Below are 22681 nucleotides of genomic sequence, written 5' to 3' on the forward strand. Positions count from 1 at the left end.
CACGAAGTTCTTCCCCCGCTTCGCTCCTCCAGATACTTCGCGAGGACCCCGCATGAGCGACCCCACCGGGCTGCCCGAGGACGCCGAGTCGACGGTCCGTCGCTCGGACCTCACGCCTCCCCCCGCGCCGCGCGGCGCCGGGGGCGGTGCCGCACGCCCGGTGGACGACGCCGCGGAGGGGGCCACCTCGCGCTCCGCCCGGCGACCCTCCGGCGGGTCCGGGCGACCCCGCGCCGGCCGCCGCCTCTCGCTGCCCCGCCTGCGCACCACCGGCCCCGGCCGGGACGACGCCGGCCGCTCGCGCCCCGCGGCGCGCGCGGCCACCCGCACGCAGACGAAGGCCGACGGCAGCACCCGGACCGTCACGCTGCCCCGCGTCCAGGTGCCGAGCGCCCTCACCGACACCGGCGCGCGCATCCTCGTCCTCACCGGGGAGCGCATCAAGCCGATCGCCGACCAGACCCGCCGCGTCTGGCACCCCGTCGTCGAGGTGCTGCGCTGGGTCTCGCCGCTCGGCTGGACGGTGCTCGTCGTCGGCCTGCTCGCCTGGTGGATGACGGCGCGGTTCGCCTGGGCGGAGCTCGGGATGGTCGCCGCCGCGTGCCTCGTCCTCGTCATCGCCTGCGTGCTGCTGGCGCTCGACCGCGCGAAGGTCCGCATCCGGGCCGACGTCGAGCCGGCCCGCGTCACGGTCGGCGACCCCGCGACCGGCCGCATCGCCGTCACCAACACCTCGAAGCGGGGGATGCTCCCGCTGCTCGTCGAGCTGCCGGTCGGCCGCACCGCCGCGCGCTTCACGCTGCCGGCCCTGTCCGCCGGGCGCACCCACGAGGAGCTCTTCGTCGTCCCGACCTCGCGCCGCGGCGTCGTGCCCGTCGGCCCGGCGACCACCGTCCACGGCGACCCGTTCGGGCTCGTGCGCCGCACCGTGCAGTGGACCGAGCGCTCCGAGCTCTACGTCCACCCGCGGACGATCTCGCTCGACAACCTCGGCGCCGGCCTGCTGCGCGACCTCGAGGGCGAGGTGACGCCCGACCTGTCGATGTCCGACCTCGCCTTCCACGCGCTGCGCGAGTACCAGGCCGGTGACGACCGCCGCTACGTGCACTGGCGCTCCTCGGCCAAGCACGGCCGCCTCCTCGTGCGGCAGTTCCTCGACACCCGCCGCAGCCACCTCGCGATCGTCGTCGACACGACGCCGGAGGTGTACACGAACGACGAGGACGACGTCGAGCTCGCGATCTCGTGCGCCGCGTCGTTGGCGCTGCGCTCCATCCTCGACGAGCAGGACACGACCGTCGTCTGCCACGGCGAGACCGCGTCCCGCACGACCGCGCCGCTGACCCTCGACGCGCTGGCCCGCGCCGAGGTCGGCCCCCTCGACCTCTACGGCTCGGTGGGTCAGGCCGCCGCCCTCGCGCCGGACGCGAGCATCGCGGTGCTCGTCACCGGGGTCGAGCGGCCCTTCATCCAGGTGCAGCGGACCCTCGACCAGTTCGAGCCGGAGGTCGTCAAGGTCGCGCTCGTCGTCGACCCCGACGTGCCCGTGGGCGTCCGCCGCCTCGGGTCCATCGTCATCCTCCACGTCCGTGAGCTGACCGACGTCCGCCGTGTCCTCTTCTCCGGAGCGCTCGCATGACCGACCAGCCGTCCACCGATGGCGCCGGCCGCACCGGCCGGCAGCCCAGCCTGGCGACCGCCCTGCGCGGCGGCGAGAAGCGGCGCCCCCGCCGCCGCGCCGCCGACGCACCGTCGGTGTGGCGCAGCCTCGTCCCCGGGCGCGACGCGTCGGTCGACCTCGCCTTCGCGCTCGTCCTCGGCAGCATCGCCCTGCTCGGGATGCGCACCGGCTTCCTCGGCGTCGAGTGGGTCGTCGCCGCGTGGTCCGGGCTCGTCCTCGGCCTCGTCGTCGGGCACGTCGCCGGCACGCTGCGCTGGATGGCGCTGACGACCTTCGCCGTCCTCGTCGCGATCTACTTCCTCCTCGGCGGGCCGCTCGCGGTGCGCGACAACCTCCTCGCCGGGTTCGTCCCGACCGGGCAGACCTTCGTCGACCTCGCGACCTGGGCGGTCACCGGCTGGAAGAAGTGGCTGACGCTGCTGCCGCCCGTCGACGCCCGCGGGCCGGTCCTCGCGCTGCCGTGGCTCGCCGGCCTCCTCGGCGGCGCGACGACCCTCGGGTTCGCGCGCCGCTGGGCCAACGTGCCGCTCACCGCGGTGGCGCCGCTGGCCCTGCTCGCCGGCTCGATCGCCCTCGGGACGACGCAGCCCGCGGCCCTGCTCGTCCAGGGCGTCGGCTTCGCGGCGGTGCTCGTGGCGTGGCTCGTCGTCCGTGCCCACCGTACGCGCCCGCCGGTGCAGAACGGCGCCGGCCGCGGGGTGCGCTTCGCGACCGCCGGCGTCCTCGCGGTGGTCGCCCTCGTCGCCGGCGCCTTCGCCGGGCCGCTGCTGCCCGGCACCTCGGCCGCCGCCACCCGCGAGGTCGTGCGCGAGCGGCTCGTGCCGCCGTTCGTCGTCTCGCAGTTCGCGAGCCCCCTGCCCGGGTACCGGCAGTACACCGAGCCCAACGACGCGAAGCTCTACGACCAGGTCGTCCTGCGGGTCACCGGGCTGCCGGCCGGCACGCCCGTCCGCTTCGCCACCCTCGACCGGTACGACGGCCTCGTCTGGGGTGCGGCCGACCGCACCGCGGACGGCACGCCCTTCCAGCAGGTCGGCTCCCGCATCGCCCCGACCGGGGCCGAGGGGCGCGAGGTCGACGTCGACGTCACGGTGCCCGACGGCGGCTACCGCTCGGTCTGGCTGCCGACCGTCGGCGACCCGACCCGCATCCAGTTCGAGGGGCCGCGGGCCACCGACCTCGCCGACGCCCTCTGGCTCAACACCGCCACCGACACCGCGGTCGTGCCGGCCGGCCTCCTCGGCGGCGACTCCTACCGGATGACGGCCCTCGTGCCGCCGACCCCCGCGACGACCCTGCCCGAGGACCTCGACGTCCGCACCGGCGCCTCGAGCGTCGTCGACACCGACTTCCTCGACGCGAAGATCGACGCGCTGACCAGCCGCGCCGAGGGTGGCCCGTGGTCGAAGCTGCGCGCCTTCGCGACGGCGATGCGCACCGAGGGCACGTACACCGACGGCGGCACCCCGAACAGCTTCGAGAAGGTCTACCTGCCCGGGCACGCGGTGTCGCGGCTCACCCGGTTCGCCGGCTCGAGCAAGCTCGCGGGCAACGACGAGCAGTACGCCGCGACGCTGGCGCTCGTCGGCCAGCGGCTCGGCATCCCCAGCCGCGTCGTCATGGGCGGCATCCCGCAGGCGGGCGGCGAGGTCCGTGGCAAGGACGTCCACGCCTGGGTCGAGGTCCAGCTCGACGACGGCACGTGGTTCCCGATGGACTACCGGTCCTTCGTGCCGAGCCGCGACAAGACGCCGAGCGAGCAGCAGCTGAAGACCGAGGAGCAGAAGGTCGGCGCCCAGGTGCCGCCGCCCGCGGGGGTCAGCCCGCCGTCGGTGCTCCAGGGCCCCGACCAGGCCCAGAACGCCACCGACGTCACCAAGCGCAAGAAGAACCCCTTCGACGTCACCGCCTGGCCGCTGTGGCTGCAGGTCCTCGCCGGGGTCGCGGCGCTGCTGCTCCTGGTCGCCCTCTACGTCGTGGTGCTGCGCCTGCTCAAGGCGCGGCGCCGGCGCCGGCACGCCTCGCTCGGGCCGGTGCCCGGCCGGGCCGCGTGGGTGTGGCGCGACCTCGTCGCCGAGTCACGGTCCCTCGGGGTCGCCGTGCCGCGCGGGGTGACCCGCCGCGAGCAGGCGCACGGCATCGACGCGGCGGTCGCGCTGCGCTCGGTGCCCGAGGCGGAGCCGGGGGAGGCGGCCGCGTACGCCACCGCGCCGGAGGGTGCGGTGGCGGTGAGCGAGGTCGCGGCGTCCGTCGACGCCGTCGTCTTCGGGCCCGGTGACGGTGACCCGGAGGCCACGACGGCCCTGCACGCCCAGGCCGAGGCCGCGCGGACGACGATGCGCGCCGGCCTGAGCCGCTGGGCGCGGCTGCGCTCCGACGCCGACCCCCGTCCCCTGTGGGTACAGCGCGAGCGCACCGGCCCGCGCGTGCGCTGGTGGCGGCGCCTGCGCCTGCCCTCGCTGCCCCGCCGCCGCGGCGAGGACCCCACCCCGGCCTGACCCTCTCGCCTTATCCCGGAGTCGAGTGCGGAAGCGGCAGCCCCGGCAACCCCCTCCGCCCTCGACCCGCACGCCTCCCGCAGTCGAGTGCGGAAGCGGCAGCCCCGGCAACCTCTTCCGCCCTCGACCCCGGCGGAGGAACGCCGACGGGGCGGCCTCCCGGTGTGGGAGACCGCCCCATCGTGCGCGAGCCCGGTGCCTGCTACACCGCAGTAACTGCCGCCAGAGCGTCACGTACTGCGGTGTAGCCCGCGATGGGCCGGGGGGAGGACGTGCCTCAGCGCTCCTCGTCACCCGAGATGAAGGCCTCGAGGCGGGCGCGGCCGACCTCGTCGGGGCGCTGCTCCGGCGGGGACTTCATGAGGTAGCTCGACGCCGACAGCAGGGCGCCGCCGATGCCGCGGTCCTTGGCGATCTTCGCCGCGCGGATGGCGTCGATGATGATGCCGGCCGAGTTCGGGGAGTCCCAGACCTCGAGCTTGTACTCCAGGTTGAGCGGGACGTCGCCGAACGCGCGACCCTCGAGGCGGACGTAGGCCCACTTGCGGTCGTCGAGCCAGGCGACGTAGTCCGACGGGCCGATGTGGACGTTGCGGTCCTCGGTCTTGCCGGCGAGCGAGCCGGTGAGGTTCGAGGTGACGGCCTGCGTCTTGGAGATCTTCTTGGACTCCAGGCGCTCGCGCTCGAGCATGTTCTTGAAGTCCATGTTGCCGCCGACGTTGAGCTGGTAGGTGCGGTCCAGCTGCACGCCGCGGTCCTCGAAGAGCTTCGCCATCACGCGGTGGGTGATCGTGGCGCCGACCTGCGACTTGATGTCGTCGCCGATGACCGGCACACCCGCGGCCTCGAACTTCGCGGCCCACTCCGGGTCGGAGGCGATGAAGACTGGCAGCGCGTTGACGAAGGCGACACCCGCGTCGATGGCGCACTGGGCGTAGAACTTGTCGGCCTGCTCCGAGCCCACCGGGAGGTAGGAGACGAGCACGTCGACCTGCGCGTCGCGCAGCGTGGCGACGACGTCGACCGGCTCGGCGCCCGACTCGTCGATCGTCTGGCGGTAGTACTTGCCGAGCCCGTCGAGGGTGTGGCCGCGCTGGACGGTGACGCCCGTCGTCGGTACCTCGGCGATGGTGATGGTGTTGTTCTCGGAGGAGTTGATGGCCTCGGAGAGGTCCTTGCCGACCTTCTTGTCGTCCACGTCGAACGCGGCGACGAACTCGACGTCGCTCACGTGGTACTCGCCGAAGCGGACGTGCATGAGGCCGGGGACGGTGGTGGCGGGGTCGGCGTCCCGGTAGTAGTGCACGCCCTGCACGAGCGAGGACGCGCAGTTGCCGACGCCGACGATCGCGACGCGGATGGAACCCATGGCTTCTCCTGGTGGGTCGGTGGTGGAGGGGGTGGGGCGACGGGCGCCGGGCCGCGGACGAGCCGCGGACCGGAGACCGCCTACGGCTGGGGGCCGGGGTCGGTGGGGTGGCGCCGTTCGGCGTCGATGAGCTCCGAGAGCCAGCGGACCTCGCGCTCGGTCGTCTCCTCGCCGTGGCGCTGGAGGGCGGCGGTGTAGGAGTCGAGCCGCTCGCGGTGCCGGGCCGAGCGCTCGCGGACCCGCTCGAGGTCCTCCTCGAGGCGGGAGCGGCGGCCCTCGAGGATGCGCAGGCGCACCTCGCGCTCGGTGCGGGCGAAGAAGGCGAAGCGCACGTCGAAGCCGTCGTCCTCCCACGAGGAGGCGTCGGTGCGGGCGACGAGCTCGGCGAAGTGCTCCTTGCCGGCGGCGGTCAGCTCGTAGACGACGCGCGGGCGCTTGCCCGGGCGGGGGGCGTCCGTGGCCTCGGCGATGAGCCCGCGGGCCAGCAGGCCCTTGAGCGCCGGGTAGAGCGTGCCGTAGGAGAGCGCCCGGAACGGCCCGAGGGCGGTGTTGAGGCGCCGGCGCAGGTCGTAGCCGTGCGTGGGCCCCTCGTGGAGGAGGCCGAGGACGGCGAGCTCGAGGAGCTGGGCGCGACGCGAGACCACGGGCTGCTGCTCCTCCTCACCACTGTCGCCGGCCGACCGGACAAACTCGGACCTTGTCACCTCGAACGTAACACAGATATATCGGGGCGATACATCTCGTACGGGGTGGCGCGACGGACCGGGCGCGAGCGGCGGGCGGGCCCGCGGTCGCGGTGGCAGGGCACGTCGACGGACCGCCGGAGCGTCCGTTCTTGGGGATTTCCCAGCCTGCGTGGTCATACTGGCGGGTGGACGCGGCGCGAGCCGCGTCGTTCACTGTCCCCCCGTTCCCTGCCCCGGAAGCCCATGAGCCAACGACAGCCACGCACCCGTTCCGACGCCAAGCGACGGCCCACCGCCCGCTCCGGCGCCGCCGGAGCCCCGACGACCTCGCGCACCCGCCGCTGGCTGCGCCGCGTCGTCTGGGCCGGCCTCGGGGCGTTCGTCCTCGGCATGGCCGGGTTCTTCGTCGCCTACGCGATGACCGACATCCCGCAGCCGAACGAGATGGTGACGGCCGAGGCCAGCACCGTCTACTACTCCGACGGCAAGACCGTGCTCGCGCGCCTGTCCGACGAGGGCGGCAACCGCCAGTCCGTGCCGCTCGCGGACATCTCGCCCAACATGCAGCACGCGATCCTCGCCGCCGAGGACCGCGACTTCTACCAGAACAGCGGCATCAGCCCGACGGGCATCGCGCGCGCCGTCTGGGTCGCGGTCAAGGGCGGGCAGGCGACGCAGGGCGGGTCGACGATCACGCAGCAGTACGTCAAGAACTACTTCCTCACCCAGGACCGCACGCTGACCCGCAAGGCCAAGGAGATCCTCATCTCCCTGAAGATCGACAAGCAGCAGTCCAAGGACGAGATCCTCACCAACTACCTCAACACGATCTACTACGGCCGCGGCGCGTACGGCATCCAGACCGCCTCGCAGGCCTACTTCAAGAAGAACGCGAAGGACCTCACCCCGGCCGAGGCCGCGATCCTCGCCTCCGTCATCCGTGGGCCCTCGTTCTACGACCCGACCCTCGGGGCGGAGCAGAAGGCGAACGCCGAGAAGCGCTCGGCCTACATCCTCGACGCGATGGTCGACAAGAAGTGGCTCTCGCCGCAGGACCGCGAGGCGGCCGACGTCGAGAAGACGCTCGACGGCATCAAGAAGTACACGCCCAAGCAGCTCGGCGGCACCAACGGCTACATCGTCGACCTCGTGAAGAAGGAGCTCGTCAGCAAGTACAAGCTGAGCGAGAACGACATCCAGCGCGGCGGCCTGAAGATCACCTCCACCGTCGAGCGCGGCCGCCAGAACGACGCGGTCAAGGCCGTGCGCGAGGAGCGCCCGGACGTCGAGGACGTCCACGAGGGCCTGGTCTCGATCAAGCCCGGCAACGGCGCCATCGTCGCGCTCTACGGCGGCGAGGACTTCGCGAAGCGGCCGCTCAACAACGCGACGCAGGCGAAGATGCAGGCCGGCTCGACGTTCAAGATCTTCACCCTCATCGCGGCGCTGCAGGAGAAGAAGGCGAGCATCCGCTCGACCTTCCCCGGCTACAGCCCGCAGTACTTCGAGGAGTTCGCCGACCCGAACGCGTCGAACGAGAACTCCCGCCGTGGCCGGGTCAAGAACTTCGGCAACGAGCAGTTCGGCAACATCGACCTGCTCACCGCGACCGGCCACTCGGTCAACACCGTGTACGCCAAGCTCAACATCGAGGCCGGCGCGAAGAACACGATGCAGGCCGCGGAGGACGCCGGCGTGCGCTCGCCGCTCGAGCCCAACGTCGCCGACGTGCTCGGCACCGACTACGTGACCGTCCTCGACATGGCCAACGCCTACGCGACGATCGCCGCGCAGGGTGTGCGCTCCGAGCCGTACATCGTCAAGGAGATCCGCTTCCCCAAGGACGAGCAGCCGGTCGTCAAGGCCAAGGCCAAGACCAAGCGGGTCTTCGACGAGGACCTCATGGCCGACGTCATCACGGCGATGCAGGAGCCGGTCAACGGCGGCACCGCCCGCTACGTCGGGCAGAACCTCGGCCGCCCGGCCGCCGGCAAGACCGGGACCTCCGAGAGCTTCCGCTCGGCCTGGTTCGACGGCTACGTGCCGCAGCTGGCCACCGCGGTCGCGCTCTACCGCTCCGACGACGAGACCGGCAAGGAGCTCCTCATGGAGAACCTGCCGAACGCCGGCAGCATCACCGGTGGCACCTTCCCGACCCGCATCTGGACGGCGTACATGAAGGCCGCGCTCGACCAGACGGACATCGAGCAGTTCCCGCAGCCGGCCTACATCAACCGGGACGTCCTGCCCCCGCAGCCGACCCGCACGACGCAGGCGCCGCGGCCGACGCAGAGCTCGGCCGAGCCCTCGCCGAGCGAGACGCCCACGCCGAGCGAGACCCCGACCCCGAGCGACCCGCCGACGCCGACCGACCAGCCGACGCCGACGCAGTCGCCCGGACTGCCGACCGTCCCCGGCCGACCGTCGAGCAGCCCGTCGCCGAACGCGTCGCAGAACACCGGCTGACCCCGGCCGCGACCGTGGCCAGTGACCGCCACCCCGCCGCGCCGCTCCCCGCCCGTCTCCTGACGGCCCTCGGGGGGCGGCGCGGTGTTCGTGCCCCCGCCGCCGCGCGGGGGGTGGCCGCGCTGGCACCGGTCGTCGCGCTCCTCGCGCTGCCGGTCGGGCTCGCCGCGCTGCGCCAGGCGGCCTGCGCCACCACCGGGTGGGACGGACGGACCGCGCTGTGGGGCCAGTGCGCCTCGCCGCTGCTCGCCGGCACCGGGACGCCCGACCTGCCGCTGCTGCAGCGCCTCGCCGTCGGGTTCCTGCGCACCGCCGCGCCGGGGACGGGGATGCCCGAGCACCGCTGGGTGCTGGTCCTGTGGACGGTCGCGGCGGCGCTGCTGCTCGCCGCGGTCGTCGTCCTCGTCGGGACCACGCGCCGCCACCCGCTGGCCGACCCGCTGCCGCTCGCGCTCTCGCCGGTCCTCGGGCTCGCCGTCCTCACCTCGACCGACCTCGTGCCCGTCACGTGCGCGGTGCTCGCGGTCTGGGCGGGCAGCCGCGGACGCGTGGCCGTGGCCGGGACGCTGGCGGGGCTCGCCGTGCTCGGCGGTCCGTCCGGGCTCGCCCCGCTCCTCGCGCTCGCCCTGCTCGCCCGGGGCGCCGACGTGCGCCGCCTGCTCACCGGAGCCGGCGCGGCCGTCGTGCTCGTCGCCGGCCCGGCCGCCGCCCTCGACCCCGGCCTGCTCGGGCGCCCGGTCGCCGCGTGGTGGACCGGCGGGGCCGGGCCCGGCTCGCCCTGGTTCCTCCCCTCCCTCGTCGGGCGGCCCCTCCCCGGGGCGGCCGTCGCGGGGCTCGCCGTCCTCGGGATGCTGCTCGCCTCCGTCCTCGCCGGGCTGCTGCTGCGGCACCGGGCCCGCCCCCCGGTGGCCGACGTCGTCGTGCTCGCGCTCGTCGTCGCCCTCGTCACCGCGCCGGCGCTGCCGGTGGGCGCCGCGCTGTGGCTCGTGCCCTTCCTCGCGCTCGCGGGCGTGCCGTGGCGCGACCAGCTGCTCTGGGCCGGCGCGGAGGTCGTGCACGCGGTGGCGCTCCTCGCGTGGCTGGCCGCCGCCACCGACCCCGCGCACGGCCTGCCCGCCGGCTGGTACGCCACGGCGCTCGCGCTGCGGCTCCTCGCGCTCGGTCGTCTGGGTTGGGTCGTGTGGGCCCGCGCCACCTGGGGGACGGGGGCGCCGGACCCCTCCTCCCGCACGGATTGGGAGCCCGGCCGCGCTGCCGGTAGGCTGGAGCGGTTGCCCGCCGGGCACCCTGTGGACGAACCACGGGGGGCTGTGGGCGACACCGCATACCCTCCTGTCACGGAAAGACCGTGACCGCCTGAGACCGAAGGAGGCGGGTTAGCACATGCGTCAGTACGAACTCATGGTCATCCTCGACCCGGAGCTCGACGACCGGACCATCCAGCCGTCGCTGGAGAAGCTCCTCAAGGTCGTGACCACCGATGGTGGCTCGATCGACACCGTCGACGTCTGGGGCCGGCGCCGCCTGGCCTACGAGATCAAGAAGAAGGCCGAGGGCATCTACGCCGTCGTCAACTTCACGTCCGAGCCGGCGACGGCCAAGGAGCTGGACCGCCAGCTCGGCCTCAACGAGACGGTCATGCGGACGAAGCTCCTGCGCCCCGGCGCCTGAGCACTCCGTCACCAGCCCACGACCAACCCCCGAAGGGACGCCCGTCATGGCAGGCGACACCGTCATCACGATCATCGGCAACCTCACCGCCGACCCCGAGCTCCGCTTCACCCCCTCGGGTGCCGCGGTCGCCAACTTCACCGTCGCGTCGACCCCCCGCGCGTTCGACCGCCAGTCGAACGAGTGGAAGGACGGCGAGACCCTCTTCATGCGCTGCTCGATCTGGCGTGACGCGGCCGAGAACGTGGCCGAGTCGCTTCACCGCGGCACGCGCGTCATCGTCTCGGGCCGGCTGAAGTCGCGCTCCTACGAGACGAAGGAGGGCGAGAAGCGCACCGTCATGGAGCTCGAGGTCGACGAGGTCGGCCCCTCGCTGCGGTACGCCTCCGCGAAGGTCACCAAGGCCGAGCGCGGCCAGGGTGGCGGCGGTTTCGGCGGCGGCGGTGGCGGTGGCTTCCAGCAGAACGACCCGTGGGCCACCGGTGGCTCCGCCCCCCAGCAGGGTGGCGGCGGCCAGCAGGGCGGCGGCTGGGGCGGTGGCCAGCAGGCCCCGCAGCAGCAGCAGCCCGCGCAGGGTGGCCAGCAGGGCGGCGGCTGGGGTCAGGCCCCGAGCTACGACGAGCCCCCCTTCTGACCGACGCCGGGCACCCCGCCCGCTGACGGTCGACACGACACAGACAGACACCATCCCCGGGTGACCGGGGCTCATCCGCCGGCTCCGGCCGGCAGAAGGAGAGCACCACGATGGCCAAGCCCGCCATTCGCAAGCCGAAGAAGAAGGCCAACCCGCTCAAGGCGGCGAAGGTCGAGAACATCGACTACAAGGACGTCGCGCTCCTGCGCAAGTTCATCTCCGACCGCGGCAAGATCCGCGCCCGGCGCGTGACCGGCGTCTCCGTCCAGGAGCAGCGCCTCATCGCCAACGCGGTGAAGAACGCGCGCGAGATGGCGCTCCTGCCGTACTCGAGCTCGTCCCGCTGACCCGCCGAAGGAGCCAGACAGATGAAGGTCATCCTCACCCACGAGGTCACCGGCCTCGGTACCGCCGGTGACGTCGTCGACGTCAAGGACGGGTACGCCCGCAACTTCCTCTTCAAGCGTGGTCTCGCGACCGCGTGGACCAAGGGCGGCCAGAAGCAGGTCGACTCGATCGCCAAGGGTCGCGCGACCCGCGAGGTGAAGTCCCTCGAGGAGGCGAAGTCCATCAAGGGCAACCTCGAGGCCAACGCCGTCACCGTCACCGCGCACGCCGGCACCGGGGGCCGCCTCTTCGGCGCCGTCTCCACCGCCGACATCGCCGAGGCCGTCCAGGCCGCCGGCGGTCCGTCGCTCGACCGTCGCCGCATCGAGGTCCCGACCCCGATCAAGACGACCGGCACGCACACCGCGCTCGTCCGCCTCCACCCGGAGGTCCAGGCGACCGTCTCCCTCGAGGTCGTCGCCGGCTGACGCCGACACCTCGCGAGCACGCAGGGCCCCGGACCGCACCAGCGGTCCGGGGCCCTCGTGCATCCCCACCCACCCGTCGAGCGAACAGAACACGCCGTCCGGGCCGGTGTGCAGACGGCGTGTCCTGCTCACTCGACGGGGTCCCGGGGGGGCCCGAGACCGGATCGTGACCTCCGGCCCAACCGCGCTCCGGGACACCGGAGCCCGCGCGGCGAGCGCGCGTCCGCAGCCGCGCGACGGCGCGAGGCATTGGCCAGGCGCCCCCGGGCGCCGTTAGCGTCGATCGCCGACCGTGCCCCAGACCGCCGTCCCCGGAGGAGCAAGACCGTGTCCGCACCCGAACGACCCCTACCCGACGCACCAGCCGCCATGCCCCCCGAGCCACCGCGCTCGGACCGCCGCATCACCGCCCCGCGCGTCTTCTGGCCCGCCCTGGCCATCATCGCGACCTTCGTCGTCCTCGCCCTCGCGCTGCCCGAGCAGATGGGTGAGCTCTTCTCGACGCTCAACAACACCGTCGTCGGCGACCTCGGGTGGTACTACATCCTCGTCGTCAGCGGCTTCGTCCTCTTCTCGGTCTGGATCGCCGTCTCCCCGATGGGCCGTGTCGTCCTCGGCAAGGACGACGAGGCGCCCGAGTTCTCGCTGACCGCCTGGTTCGCGATGCTCTTCGCGGCCGGGATGGGCATCGGCCTCGTCTTCTGGGGCGTCGCCGAGCCGCTCAACCACTTCGCCTCGCCCCCGCCCGGCACCGGTGAGACCGCCGCCGAGCGGGCCCGCGCCGCCACCGACGCGACCTACCTGCACTGGGGCCTGCACGCCTGGGCCATCTACGTCGTCGTCGGCCTCGCGATGGCCTACGCGATCCACCGCAAGGGCCGCCCGGTCTCCATCCGCTGGGCGCTCGAGCCGCTGCTCGGCAAGCGCGTGCAGGGCGGCCTCGGGGACGCCATCGACGTTATCGCCGTCGTCGGCACGCTCTTCGGCGTCGCGACCTCGCTGGGCTTCGGCGTCAAGCAGGTCGGTGCCGGCCTGGCCTACCTCGGGGTCGTCGGCGAGGTGACGACCGGCCTGCTCGTCGCGCTCGTCGTCGCCATCACCGCGATGGCCACGACCTCGGTCGTCACCGGCCTCGACAAGGGCATCAAGTACCTCTCGAACCTCAACATGGGGCTCGCGGGCGCACTCATGCTCCTCGTCCTCGTCCTCGGCCCGACCGTCTTCCTCCTCGGCGACTTCGTCTCCTCGGTCGGCAGCTACCTGACGAACTTCTTCACCCTCTCCTTCCGGACGCTCTCGTTCCAGGGTGACGACGGCACGTCGTGGCTCTCGGGCTGGACGACGTTCTACTGGGGCTGGTGGATGAGCTGGGCCCCGTTCGTCGGTGTCTTCATCGCGCGCATCTCGCGCGGCCGCACGGTGCGCGAGTTCGTCACGGGCGTGCTGCTCGTGCCGACGGTCGTCACCTTCGCCTGGTTCGCCATCTTCGGCGGCTCGGGCATCCACCGCGAGATCTTCGGCCAGGGCGGCCTCGTCGGCCCCGACGGCGCCGTCGACACCGACGCGGCGCTCTTCCAGATGCTCGGCGGCCTGCCGTGGTCCTCGCTGCTCAGCATCGTCGCCATCGTCCTCGTCGTCGTCTTCTTCGTCACGAGCTCGGACTCGGGCTCGTTCGTCGTCGACATGCTCGCCAGCGGTGGCGACCCCGAGCCGCCCACCTGGAGCCGCGTGCTCTGGGCCGTGCTCGAGGGCGCGGTCGCGATCGCGCTGCTCGTCGCCGGCGGCGACAGCGGGCTGACCGCGCTGCAGACGGCCGCCATCCTCCTCGCGCTGCCGTTCAGCCTCGTGATGATCGGGATGGTCATGTCGATCACGCGGGCGCTGCTCGCCGAGCACGGGCGCACCGAGCGGGCCGAGCGCCGCCTGCTCGCCGACGAGATCGCCGGCCAGATCGCCCGCACGCCGGACCTGCGCGAGAAGGCGTACGGCAACGGCACGACGGACGGGCTGCGCGCCACGGTCCCGGCGGCGACGCCCGACCCGTCCGAGACGCGCAGCGTCCCGACGCGCGAGTAGCCGCACCCGGCTCGCCCCGAGGGCCCCGGACCGCACGTGCGGTCCGGGGCCCTCGCGCATCCCGGCCCCTTCTCCCCGCGAGATGCGCTCCTGCGCGTGCGACCGCACGCGGACCCGCGCAGGTCGCCGGGAGAAGAGCCCGGACCCGGGGGTGCTGGTGTGCCGACGGGCGGGGTGCGGGGCGGTGTCGGGGGCGGGCCGTAGGTTGGGCGCCATGGCCGGGACGACGACACGACGCGCGAAGGGCGCCGGCGCCTTCCGCTGCTCCGAGTGCGGCTGGCAGACCGCCAAGTGGGTCGGCCGCTGCGGCGAGTGCCAGGCGTGGGGGAGCGTCGCCGAGGTCGGCGCCGTCACCGTCCGCACGACCGCCGCGAGCACCGTCGCGCGCCCTGCAACCCCCATCGGCGAGGTCGACGTCAGCCACGCGGTCGCCCGCCCGACCGGGGTGCCCGAGTTCGACCGGGTCCTCGGTGGCGGTCTCGTGCCCGGCGCCGTCGTCCTCGTCGCGGGTGAGCCCGGCATCGGCAAGTCCACGCTGCTGCTCGACGTCGCCGGGCGCGCCGCCCGCTCCGCCGAGCACGGTGACCGCACGGTCCTCTACGTCAGCGGCGAGGAGTCGGCCGCGCAGGTGCGCGCCCGCGCCGAGCGCATCGAGGCGATGGCCCGCACGCTCTACCTCGCGAGCGAGACCGACCTCGCGACGGTCCTCGGCCAGGTCGAGCAGGTACAGCCCGAGCTCCTCGTCGTCGACTCGGTGCAGACCATCTCCAGCGGGGAGGTCGAGGGGTCGGCCGGCAACGTCGCGCAGGTGCGCGAGGTCGCGGCCTCCCTCATCCAGGCGGCGAAGGCGCGGGGCATCGCCGTGCTGCTCGTCGGGCACGTGACCAAGGACGGCTCGATCGCCGGCCCCCGCGTCCTGGAGCACCTCGTCGACGTCGTCGTGCAGTTCGAGGGCGACAGGCACTCGCGGCTGCGGCTGGTCCGGGCGGTCAAGAACCGGTACGGCCCGACGGACGAGGTCGGCTGCTTCGACCTCTCCGACGTCGGCATCGTCGGCCTCGCCGACCCGAGCGGCCTCTTCCTCTCCGGGCGCACCGCCGCCGTGCCGGGCACCTGCGTCACCGTCACCCTCGAGGGACGCCGCCCCCTCGTCACCGAGGTGCAGGCCCTCGTCACCCAGTCCTCGCTCGCCACGCCGCGCCGCGCGACGAGCGGGCTCGACGCCGCCCGCGTCAACATGGTGCTCGCCGTCCTCGACAAGCGGGCCCAGGCCCCGATCGGCGGCAGCGACGCCTACCTCTCGACGGTCGGCGGGGTGCGGCTCACCGAGCCGGCCGCCGACCTCGCGATCACCTTGGCGCTCGCCGGCGCCATCACCGACCGGCCGCTCCCGCCCGGCACCGTCGCGTTCGGCGAGGTCGGGCTCGCGGGCGAGGTGCGGCCGGTCACCGGCGCGCACCGCCGCCTCGCCGAGGCCGCGCGGCTCGGCTTCACCCGGGCCGTCGTCCCGAGCGGGGTCCTCGGGGCCGGGCCGGTGCCCGAGGGGTTGTCGGTGCTCGAGGTCGGGACGGTCGCCGAGGCCGTCGGGCGGGCGCTGCACGACGTCCCCGTGCCCTGAGCCCGGCGCCCCGGCGGGACGGTCCGCTGCGAGCTCCCGCAGATCGAGACCGTGCCGTGACCGCCCGGCCGATAGGATCCAGCGGGATCCCGCCCACGGGCCCCACGAGACGCACGCCCACGGACGCAGCAGGAGGAGCACGGATGGCCGGGTCACCGACCGACGACGAGCTGCTGCGCGTCACCCTCGGCGCCGTCGCGCCCGGCACCGAGCTCCGGGACGGCCTCGAGCGCATCCTGCGCGGCCGCACCGGCGCGCTCATCGTCCTCGGCCACGACCGCATCGTCGAGCAGATCGCGACCGGTGGCTTCCCCCTCGACATCGAGTTCTCCGCGACGCGCCTGCGCGAGCTCGCGAAGATGGACGGCGCCGTCGTCGTCGACCGTGACGTCACCCGCATCCTCCACGCGGCGACCCAGCTGCTGCCCGACGCCGGCATCGAGACGAGCGAGTCGGGCACGCGGCACCGCACCGCCGAGCGCGTCGCCAAGCAGACCGGCTTCCCCGTCGTCTCGGTCAGCCAGTCGATGCGGATCATCCAGCTCTACATCGCCGGCCGGCGCATCGTCCTCGAGGACTCCAGCGCCATCCTGTCCCGGGCCAACCAGGCACTGCAGACCCTCGAGCGCTACAAGTCGCGCCTCGACGAGGTCACCGGCACGCTGTCGGCGCTCGAGATCGAGGACCTCGTGACGGTCCGTGACGTCGCCAACGTCCTCCAGCGCCTCGAGATGGTCCGGCGGATCAAGGACGAGATCGCCGAGTACGTCGTCCAGCTCGGCACCGACGGCCGCCTGCTCAGCCTGCAGCTCGAGGAGCTGACCGGGGGCCTGTCCGACGACCTCGGGCTCGTCATCCGCGACTACCTCCACGAGGCCAAGGCCGGGTTCACGCTCGAGGAGGCCGTCGCGAACCTCACGGCGATCGACTCCACCGAGCTGCTCGACCCCTCCGGCGGGGCCAAGGCGATGGGCTTCACCGTCGTCGGCGACGCACTCGACTCCTCGGTCAGCCCTCTCGGGCACCGGCTCCTCTCGAAGGTGCCGCGCCTGCCGGGCGCGATCGTCGACCGGCTCGTCGTCCACTTCGGCTCCCTCCAGAAGCTGCTCGCGGCGAACATCGACGACCTCATGGACGTCGACGGCGTCGGCGAGGGCCGGGCGCGCCTGGTCCGCGAGGGCCTCTCGCGCCTCGCCGAGACGAGCATCCTCGAGCGCTACGTCTGACGTGGCCCCGGCGCCGGACCGCGAGGTCCTCCACCGCCACGTGCTCGCCTGGTTCGACGAGCACGCCCGCCCGCTCGCCTGGCGCGACCCGTCGACGACGCCGTGGGGCGTGCACGTCTCGGAGGTGATGGCGCAGCAGACACCCGTCGCGCGCGTCGAGCCGGTGTGGCGGACGTGGATGGAGCGCTGGCCCACCCCGGCGGCGCTGGCCGCGGCGAGCCCCGGCGACGTCGTCCGGGCCTGGGGGCGCCTCGGCTACCCGCGGCGCGCGCTGCGGCTGCGCGACGCGGCGGTGGCCGTCGTCGAGCGGCACGGCGGGGAGCTGCCCGCCGACGAGGAGGCGCTGCGGGCGCTGCCGGGGGTCGGGGCGTACACCGCGGCGGCCGTCGCGGCCTTCGGCTTCGGCCGGCGCGCGGTCGTCGTCGACACCAACGTGCGGCGGGTCCTCGCCCGCGCCGTCGAGGGACGGGCGATGGCCTCGCCCTCGCTCACGGCGGCCGAGACCCGGCTGGCCGCCTCGCTCGTGCCCGACGACGCCGCGACCTCGGCCCGCTGGAACGTCGCCGTCATGGAGCTCGGCGCGCTCGTCTGCCGCGCCCGCGGGCCGGAGTGCGGCCGGTGCCCGCTCGAGGACGTCTGCGCCTGGGTCGCCGCCGGCAGCCCGCCCGACGACGGGCCGCCCCGGCGCGGGCAGGCGTGGGAGGGCACCGACCGGCAGGTGCGCGGCGCCCTCGTCCAGGTGCTGCGCGAGAGCGCGGACCCCGTCGGCCGCGAGGTCCTCGAGGCGACGGTGCTCGAGCGCCTCGCCCGGACCGACCCCGGCGCGCTCGGGCAGGTCGACCGCTGCCTCGCCTCGCTCGTCGAGGACGGCCTCGTCGAGCCGGACGGCGCCGGCGGCTACCGGCTGCCGGCCTGAGCGGATCCGCGGCACGTCGGCGCACGCGGGCCCGACCGCCGGCGACCGGGGGCCCTCACACCCCCGGCCGCCGGAGCATCAGGGCAGGTAGTAGTTCGGGTTCGGCACCTTGAAGGTGCGGTCGGCGTACCCGCCCTTGAGGTCGCTGTACTGGTCGCCGAGGTTGGCGACGATGTCGTACCCGAGCAACTCGATGTGCGCACGGGTCGCCGACTTGTAGTGGATCGTCGTGCACTTGCCACCGGGGTCGGCGGTGCAGGCCTTCTGCAGGTAGCCGGGGTAGGCCGACACGTCGGGCTTGGTGAAGAGGCCGTCCTCGCCGTTGCGCAGGGTCGTCGGCGCGGGGTAGCCGGCGTCGACGCCGACACCGTCGGACGTGAGGTTGCCGAGCGTGGCGGCCTCCTGCGACGAGGGGCGCCCGGTGAGGAAGAAGACGGCGTACCCCTCGCGCTTCGCCTTCTTCACGAGGTCGACCATGCCCGGGGTCGCCGGGAAGCGCTGGCCCGTGACGTACTCGCCGTTCGTCGTCGGGTTGTAGGCCCAGTTGCTCGCGACCTCGTAGTTCCAGGTCGTGAGCGTCGTGTCGTCGACGTCGAGGACGATCGCCTTCTGCCCGCGGTGGTGGTGGCGGTCCTCGCCGCGCTCGTGGCCACGCGCGGAGAGCCAGCGGCCGGCGTCGCGGGCCACCGACGTGGCCTCGCGCACGTAGTTCGAGTCCGGCCCGAAGGTCCCCGTGCCCAGCGGGTCGCCGTAGTAGTTGCGGATCTGCTGGCGCAGGACGTCGATGTTCGTCACCTGGTCGGCCGAGCGCGGGGTGAAGGTCTTGATGGCGGGCTCGGGCGTCGTGGCGGCGTACGCGACGCCACCCCCGACGAGGGCGGAGCAGACGACGGCGGTGGCGGCGAGGCCGCGGCGGGAGAGCGATCGGTTCGGCATGGGAGGTCCTCTCGGTGGTGACCGGACGCCGGGACGCTAGACCCGTCCCCGGTCCGACGGGGGCCGCGTGACGGCGCATCGGCGAGCGGTGCTCAGGCCCCTCTCAGACCACCCCTCCCGGGGGTGGCGCCCGGGGAGGATGCGTAGGGTGTCCGGGTGCTTCCCGCCCCCACGGCCCGTCCCGGTCGGCTGCTGACGGGTCTCGTCGTGGCCGTGGTGCTGCTCGGGGGCTGCTCCTCCGGTGGCGCTGAGCGCACGTCGGGGGCCCTGTCGGCCCCGGCGCCCGCGGCCGTGCCCGAAGGCGTGGCGGACGGGACGACCGACGGCGCCGACGCCGGGCGGCCGACGACGGCGAGCCCGCAGGACTCCGCCCTCGCCCGCTCGCTCGTCGCCCAGCAGGCCCAGGCGGTCGTCCTCGTCGACACCGTCCGCGCGTTCGACCGCCCCGCCGTGGCCGAGTTCGCCGAGGAGGTCCGCGCCGAGCGGCTGCGCGAGCTCGACGACACCGCGCGGTGGCTGCGGGCGCGCGGCGAGGAGGTCCCGCCCGAGGTCGAGGACCCGCGCCGCGTCGCCCACGAGGGGGCCGGGGCCGCTGCCGCGCTCGTCTCCGGCACGCAGCTGGAGCACCTCGCGGCCGCCCGCGGGTCGGATGCCGACCGCCTGCTCCTCGGGCTGCTCATGACCCACCACGAGAAGGCCCTCGCGCTGCTGGAGGGCCGACCGGCCTCCGCCGACGCCGAGCTCGAGGCCCTCCTCGCCGGCATCCGCCAGACGCGGCAGGAGCAGCTGCGGCGCATCGACGACCTGTTCGTCACGCTCACCGACTGACCCCCGGGCCTCACTGTCACCGGGTCGGGCCGACCACGACGACGACGGCCCGCCCCCGGGATGGGGACGGGCCGTCGCTGCCGTGCGACGGGCGTCAGTGGTGGTGGTGCCCGCCGCCCTTGCCGGAGTACACCGGCTGGGACTGCGGGTTGAGCTCCTTCAGGCGGACCTTCGCGGCCTGCTTGAGGTTCTTGTCCTTGAGCTCGAGCACGTCGAAGCCCTTCTGGATGTCGGAGCTGTAGACGTACCCGTTGTAGTAGTACGCCGACCACGTGCCGCCGGTGTTCGCCGGCTCCAGCGGGCCGCGCTCGAACCATCCGAGCTCACGCGGGTTCTTCGCGTCGGTGAAGTCCCACAGCGAGACCCCGCCCTGGTACCAGGACTGCACCATGACGTCGCGCCCGTTGACCGGCACGATGGAGCCGTTGTGCGCGACGCAGTTCTCGGTGTCGTACTGGTTGCGCGGGATCTTGTAGTACGAGGCGAACGTCAGCCGGTTCTTCTTCGAGAGCGTGTAGATCGCGTTCGCGCCGCGGGTCGGGCCGACCTCGTCGTTGCAGGTCGCCGCGCCGCCGCCGCCGAGCTCGTCGGTGAAGACGACCTTGGTACCGGCCTGGTTGAACGTCGCCGAGTGCCAGAACGCGAAGTTCTCGGTGTCGGTGACCCGCTCGATGACCTTCGGCCTCTCGGGGTTCTTGATGTCCATGATGATGCCGTCGCCCATGCACGCCCCGGCCGCGATCTTCTTCGCGGGGTAGGCCGTGATGTCGTGGCACCCGGTCGTCGCCGAGTACGAGTTGCCCGCGGGGTTGGTGCCACCCGGGTTGCCACCGTCGGGGAAGAGGTTCGGCGCGGCGATGACGGCCGCCGAGGCCGGCTTCTTCTTCGGGACCTTGACGATGGAGATCGCGTCGTGCGGCGGCTGGCAGTCCGGGTACTCCGCGCGGGGCGAGTAGCTCGAGACGTAGACGTAGTCGGCGTCCTTGCCCGGCACGAGGGTGTTGGTGTGCGAGCCGCACGCGGTCTCGACGGCCGCGACGTACTTCGGGGCGCGCGGGTTGCTGACGTCGAAGACCTTGATGCCCTCCCACGAGGACTTGACGGTCGCCGACTGCGCGACCGAGCTGCACGAGGAGTCGCTGCGCGAGCTGTCGGTCGAGAGGTAGAGCAGGTCGCCCGAGACCGACACGTCGTTCTGCGACCCGGGGCAGTTGACCTGGGCGAGCGTCCGCGGCTTCCTCGGGTTCGAGATGTCGTAGATGATGAAGCCCTGGTAGTTCCCGACGTAGGCCCGGTCGCCCTGGAAGGCCATGTCGGTGCCGAACTGACCGGTGAACGGCCCGGTGTGCGGGACGTTGGCGAGGTGCTCGATGTTCTTCGAGTACCCGATCTGCTCGGGCTGCAGGTCCAGGCCTCCCAGCCCGACCCCGTCGCCCGCGGCGGCCGCGCCGACGCCCCCGGTGAGGGCCAGCACCCCTCCCGCGGCGATGACGCCGAGGCGTCGTCGTGCTCCCATGTGGTGTCTCCCTCGTCGTGGGGTGCCCGACACGTTCCCTCCGTGCGCACCCCTGGCGGTGTGGAACGGCCCACGATGGCGGGCTACCGGGAGGTAGGGGGCAAAGTCCGGGTCAAAAAATGACAGGTCGGGGGTTCTCTCCGCCAACTGGTGACGTCCGCGGTCCGCGCCTACAGTGGCGCGATGCCGAGCCCCCACGCCCCGAGCGCGCGTCGTGCGGTGCTGCGCGCCGCGGCCGCCCCGGCCCTCCTCGCGGCGGTGCTGCTCACCGGCTGCAGCGGCGGCGACGCGACGCCGGCGGTCACCGCGTCCCCCGGCGACGTCCCGGTCCTGCAGCCCGGGAAGCCCGGCGAGCCGAACGCCACGCTCACCGGCCCGGCCGCGACGCCGGTCGTCACGACGAGCGCGACCCCGGCGGACACCCGGTTCCTGCAGGACATGGTCGTCCACCACGCGCAGGCCATCGTCCTCGTCGACACCGCGTCGGCGGCCCTCTCCGACCGCCAGGTCGCGAGCATCGCCTCGCGCATCCGCGACGAGCAGGAGCCCGAGATCGACGCGATGGCGGCCTGGCTGCGCCAGCGCGGGCAGGACGTCCCCCCGCAGGCCGAGAACCCGCGCATCCAGGACCACTCCGCGCACCGCGGCATGCCGGGGATGGCGTCCGAGGCCGACCTCGCCGCGCTCGGGGCCGCCCGCGGCGCCGAGGCCGACCGCCTGTTCCTGCGGCTGATGGTCCGCCACCACGAGGGCGCGCTCGAGATGGTCGGGCAGCACGCGCGCTCGGCGGGCGACCCCCGCGTCGAGGAGCTGGCGGCCGACATCAACGTCACGCAGGCCAAGCAGGTCGAGCAGATGACGGGGATGCTCGCCCGCCTGGGCTGAGCCGGTCGACGGGCCGGGGCAGGATGGGCCCATGCCCGAGGGACACACGCTGTTCGCGCTCGCCCGCGACCTCCACGCGGCCTTCGCGGGCACCCGCCCCGAGGTCACGAGCCCGCAGGGGCGCTTCGAGGAGGGCGCCGCGCAGGTGACGGGGCGCGAGCTGCTCGCGGCGACCTCGCGCGGCAAGCACCTCTTCCTCGAGTTCGAGGGCGAGCGCTGGGTGCACGTGCACCTCGGCCTCATCGGCACCTTCCGGGTCGACGGGCGCGACTGGACGGCCGAGGTCGCGCCGGTCGGCGCGGTGCGGATGCGCCTCGCCACACCCGAGCACGTGGCGGACCTGCGCGGCCCGAACCTCTGCGCGGTCGTCACCCCGGACGAGGTCGCGGCGGTGCTCGACCGGCTCGGCCCCGACCCGCTGCGCCCCGACGCCGACCCCGACCGCGCGTGGCGGCGCATCCAGCGCTCGAGCCGGAGCGTCGGCGAGCTGCTCATGGACCAGGCGGTGCTCGCCGGGGTCGGCAACGTGTACCGCTCGGAGGTGCTCTGGCGCCACCGCCTCTCGCCGTTCACCGAGGGGCGGGCGATGAAGCCGGCGTCGTGGCGGCTGGTGTGGGACGACCTCGTGCGCCTCATGCCGCTCGGGGTCGCGACCGGGCGCATCGTCACGGTGGAGGAGCAGGTGCTCGAGGTCGAGGCGGCGCTCGGGCGCGGTGAGCGGCCGCACCTGACCGAGCGCACCTCGCAGGTCTACAAGCGGGCCGGCGAGGAGTGCCCGCGGTGCGGCTCGCGCATCCGCACCCAGGTCGTCGCCGGGCGCAACCTCTTCTGGTGCGGCCGCTGCCAGCGACGTCGCTGAG

19 protein-coding genes are annotated in these 22681 nt (G+C 73.8%); 15 read left to right on the forward strand and 4 right to left on the reverse strand.

Going from position 1 to position 22681, the window contains the following annotated elements:
• The first annotated feature begins 52 nt into the window (after window positions 1-52).
• Together J3473_RS04170 and J3473_RS04175 are read left to right on the forward strand one after the other, a co-directional pair.
• On the forward strand, window positions 53-1639 hold the full coding sequence (locus J3473_RS04170) for a DUF58 domain-containing protein (protein WP_207022045.1): 1587 nt from the start codon (window positions 53-55) through the stop codon (window positions 1637-1639).
• Window positions 1636-4179 carry a transglutaminase domain-containing protein gene (locus J3473_RS04175; RefSeq protein WP_207022046.1) on the forward strand — a complete coding sequence of 848 codons (2544 nt, stop codon included), beginning with the start codon at window positions 1636-1638 and terminating at the stop codon, window positions 4177-4179. Before J3473_RS04170 ends, J3473_RS04175 begins: the two co-directional genes overlap by 4 nt.
• A gap of 277 nt (window positions 4180-4456) precedes the next feature.
• Here J3473_RS04175 and J3473_RS04180 read toward each other — a convergent pair whose 3' ends face one another.
• Both J3473_RS04180 and J3473_RS04185 read right to left on the reverse strand, forming a co-directional pair.
• The gene (locus tag J3473_RS04180; protein ID WP_030526139.1) at window positions 4457-5548 is read right to left on the reverse strand and encodes an inositol-3-phosphate synthase; all 1092 of its coding nucleotides are present in this window, start codon (window positions 5546-5548) and stop codon (window positions 4457-4459) included.
• Between the two features lie 80 nt (window positions 5549-5628).
• Window positions 5629-6192: a PadR family transcriptional regulator gene (locus tag J3473_RS04185; RefSeq protein WP_030526140.1), complete on the reverse strand. Its 564-nt coding sequence runs from the start codon at window positions 6190-6192 to the stop codon at window positions 5629-5631.
• Window positions 6193-6477: 285 nt separating this feature from the next.
• Here J3473_RS04185 and J3473_RS04190 point away from each other — a divergent pair, with 285 nt between their 5' ends.
• The 10 genes from J3473_RS04190 to J3473_RS04235 all read left to right on the forward strand — a co-directional run bounded on the left by J3473_RS04190 (window position 6478) and on the right by J3473_RS04235 (window position 17656).
• Entirely contained in the window at window positions 6478-8700 is a 2223-nt protein-coding gene (locus J3473_RS04190; RefSeq protein ID WP_207022048.1) for a transglycosylase domain-containing protein, read from the forward strand.
• 113 nt (window positions 8701-8813) lie between these two features.
• Window positions 8814-10052: a hypothetical protein gene (locus J3473_RS04195; protein WP_207022049.1), complete on the forward strand. Its 1239-nt coding sequence runs from the start codon at window positions 8814-8816 to the stop codon at window positions 10050-10052.
• 31 nt (window positions 10053-10083) lie between these two features.
• Complete coding sequence (rpsF, locus tag J3473_RS04200) at window positions 10084-10371, forward strand: 30S ribosomal protein S6 (protein ID WP_030526143.1); 288 nt, start codon at window positions 10084-10086, stop codon at window positions 10369-10371.
• 46 nt (window positions 10372-10417) lie between these two features.
• Entirely contained in the window at window positions 10418-11005 is a 588-nt protein-coding gene (locus tag J3473_RS04205) for a single-stranded DNA-binding protein (protein WP_207022050.1), read from the forward strand.
• A 110-nt stretch (window positions 11006-11115) separates the two neighbouring features.
• Window positions 11116-11352: a 30S ribosomal protein S18 gene (rpsR, locus tag J3473_RS04210; protein WP_030526145.1), complete on the forward strand. Its 237-nt coding sequence runs from the start codon at window positions 11116-11118 to the stop codon at window positions 11350-11352.
• A gap of 21 nt (window positions 11353-11373) precedes the next feature.
• Window positions 11374-11820 (forward strand): 50S ribosomal protein L9, encoded by a 447-nt coding sequence (rplI, locus tag J3473_RS04215; RefSeq protein ID WP_030526146.1) that lies wholly within the window; start codon window positions 11374-11376, stop codon window positions 11818-11820.
• Window positions 11821-12189: 369 nt separating this feature from the next.
• Window positions 12190-13896, forward strand: a complete 1707-nt coding sequence (locus J3473_RS04220; protein ID WP_207022051.1) for a BCCT family transporter — start codon at window positions 12190-12192, stop codon at window positions 13894-13896.
• Between the two features lie 214 nt (window positions 13897-14110).
• Window positions 14111-15514 carry a DNA repair protein RadA gene (radA, locus tag J3473_RS04225; RefSeq protein WP_207022052.1) on the forward strand — a complete coding sequence of 468 codons (1404 nt, stop codon included), beginning with the start codon at window positions 14111-14113 and terminating at the stop codon, window positions 15512-15514.
• 143 nt (window positions 15515-15657) lie between these two features.
• A complete protein-coding gene (disA, locus tag J3473_RS04230) occupies window positions 15658-16740 on the forward strand; it encodes a DNA integrity scanning diadenylate cyclase DisA (protein ID WP_207022053.1) in 1083 nt (360 codons plus the stop codon).
• 1 nt (window position 16741) lies between these two features.
• Window positions 16742-17656, forward strand: a complete 915-nt coding sequence (locus tag J3473_RS04235) for an A/G-specific adenine glycosylase (RefSeq protein ID WP_242525680.1) — start codon at window positions 16742-16744, stop codon at window positions 17654-17656.
• Window positions 17657-17734: 78 nt separating this feature from the next.
• Here the strand turns inward: J3473_RS04235 and J3473_RS04240 are convergent, their stop codons facing one another.
• Window positions 17735-18592, reverse strand: a complete 858-nt coding sequence (locus tag J3473_RS04240; RefSeq protein WP_207022054.1) for an HAD family acid phosphatase — start codon at window positions 18590-18592, stop codon at window positions 17735-17737.
• Between the two features lie 156 nt (window positions 18593-18748).
• Here J3473_RS04240 and J3473_RS04245 point away from each other — a divergent pair, with 156 nt between their 5' ends.
• The gene (locus tag J3473_RS04245) at window positions 18749-19420 is read left to right on the forward strand and encodes a DUF305 domain-containing protein (protein WP_207022055.1); all 672 of its coding nucleotides are present in this window, start codon (window positions 18749-18751) and stop codon (window positions 19418-19420) included.
• Window positions 19421-19514: 94 nt separating this feature from the next.
• On the opposite strand, the gene J3473_RS04250 is transcribed toward J3473_RS04245, so the two are convergent.
• Window positions 19515-20936 (reverse strand): LVIVD repeat-containing protein, encoded by a 1422-nt coding sequence (locus J3473_RS04250; protein ID WP_207022056.1) that lies wholly within the window; start codon window positions 20934-20936, stop codon window positions 19515-19517.
• 183 nt (window positions 20937-21119) lie between these two features.
• Between J3473_RS04250 and J3473_RS04255 the strand changes: the two genes are divergently transcribed.
• Window positions 21120-21821: a DUF305 domain-containing protein gene (locus J3473_RS04255; RefSeq protein WP_207022057.1), complete on the forward strand. Its 702-nt coding sequence runs from the start codon at window positions 21120-21122 to the stop codon at window positions 21819-21821.
• A 31-nt stretch (window positions 21822-21852) separates the two neighbouring features.
• Window positions 21853-22680: an Fpg/Nei family DNA glycosylase gene (locus tag J3473_RS04260; RefSeq protein WP_207022058.1), complete on the forward strand. Its 828-nt coding sequence runs from the start codon at window positions 21853-21855 to the stop codon at window positions 22678-22680.
• Window position 22681 lies beyond the last annotated feature (1 nt).

The sequence above is a fragment of the Phycicoccus sp. DTK01 genome, from assembly GCF_017312765.1.
GTDB lineage: Bacteria > Actinomycetota > Actinomycetes > Actinomycetales > Dermatophilaceae > Phycicoccus > Phycicoccus jejuensis.

Coding starts and splice junctions, on each gene's coding strand:
- J3473_RS04190 (WP_207022048.1), top strand. CDS start 6,478: ATGAGCCAACGACAGCCACGCACCCGTTCCGACGCCAAGCGACGGCCC.
- J3473_RS04240 (WP_207022054.1), bottom strand. CDS start 18,592: ATGCCGAACCGATCGCTCTCCCGCCGCGGCCTCGCCGCCACCGCCGTC.
- J3473_RS04260 (WP_207022058.1), top strand. CDS start 21,853: ATGCCCGAGGGACACACGCTGTTCGCGCTCGCCCGCGACCTCCACGCG.
- J3473_RS04205 (WP_207022050.1), top strand. CDS start 10,418: ATGGCAGGCGACACCGTCATCACGATCATCGGCAACCTCACCGCCGAC.
- J3473_RS04255 (WP_207022057.1), top strand. CDS start 21,120: ATGCCGAGCCCCCACGCCCCGAGCGCGCGTCGTGCGGTGCTGCGCGCC.
- J3473_RS04175 (WP_207022046.1), top strand. CDS start 1,636: ATGACCGACCAGCCGTCCACCGATGGCGCCGGCCGCACCGGCCGGCAG.
- disA (WP_207022053.1), top strand. CDS start 15,658: ATGGCCGGGTCACCGACCGACGACGAGCTGCTGCGCGTCACCCTCGGC.
- radA (WP_207022052.1), top strand. CDS start 14,111: ATGGCCGGGACGACGACACGACGCGCGAAGGGCGCCGGCGCCTTCCGC.
- J3473_RS04170 (WP_207022045.1), top strand. CDS start 53: ATGAGCGACCCCACCGGGCTGCCCGAGGACGCCGAGTCGACGGTCCGT.
- J3473_RS04250 (WP_207022056.1), bottom strand. CDS start 20,936: ATGGGAGCACGACGACGCCTCGGCGTCATCGCCGCGGGAGGGGTGCTG.
- rplI (WP_030526146.1), top strand. CDS start 11,374: ATGAAGGTCATCCTCACCCACGAGGTCACCGGCCTCGGTACCGCCGGT.
- rpsF (WP_030526143.1), top strand. CDS start 10,084: ATGCGTCAGTACGAACTCATGGTCATCCTCGACCCGGAGCTCGACGAC.
- rpsR (WP_030526145.1), top strand. CDS start 11,116: ATGGCCAAGCCCGCCATTCGCAAGCCGAAGAAGAAGGCCAACCCGCTC.
- J3473_RS04220 (WP_207022051.1), top strand. CDS start 12,190: ATGCCCCCCGAGCCACCGCGCTCGGACCGCCGCATCACCGCCCCGCGC.
- J3473_RS04180 (WP_030526139.1), bottom strand. CDS start 5,548: ATGGGTTCCATCCGCGTCGCGATCGTCGGCGTCGGCAACTGCGCGTCC.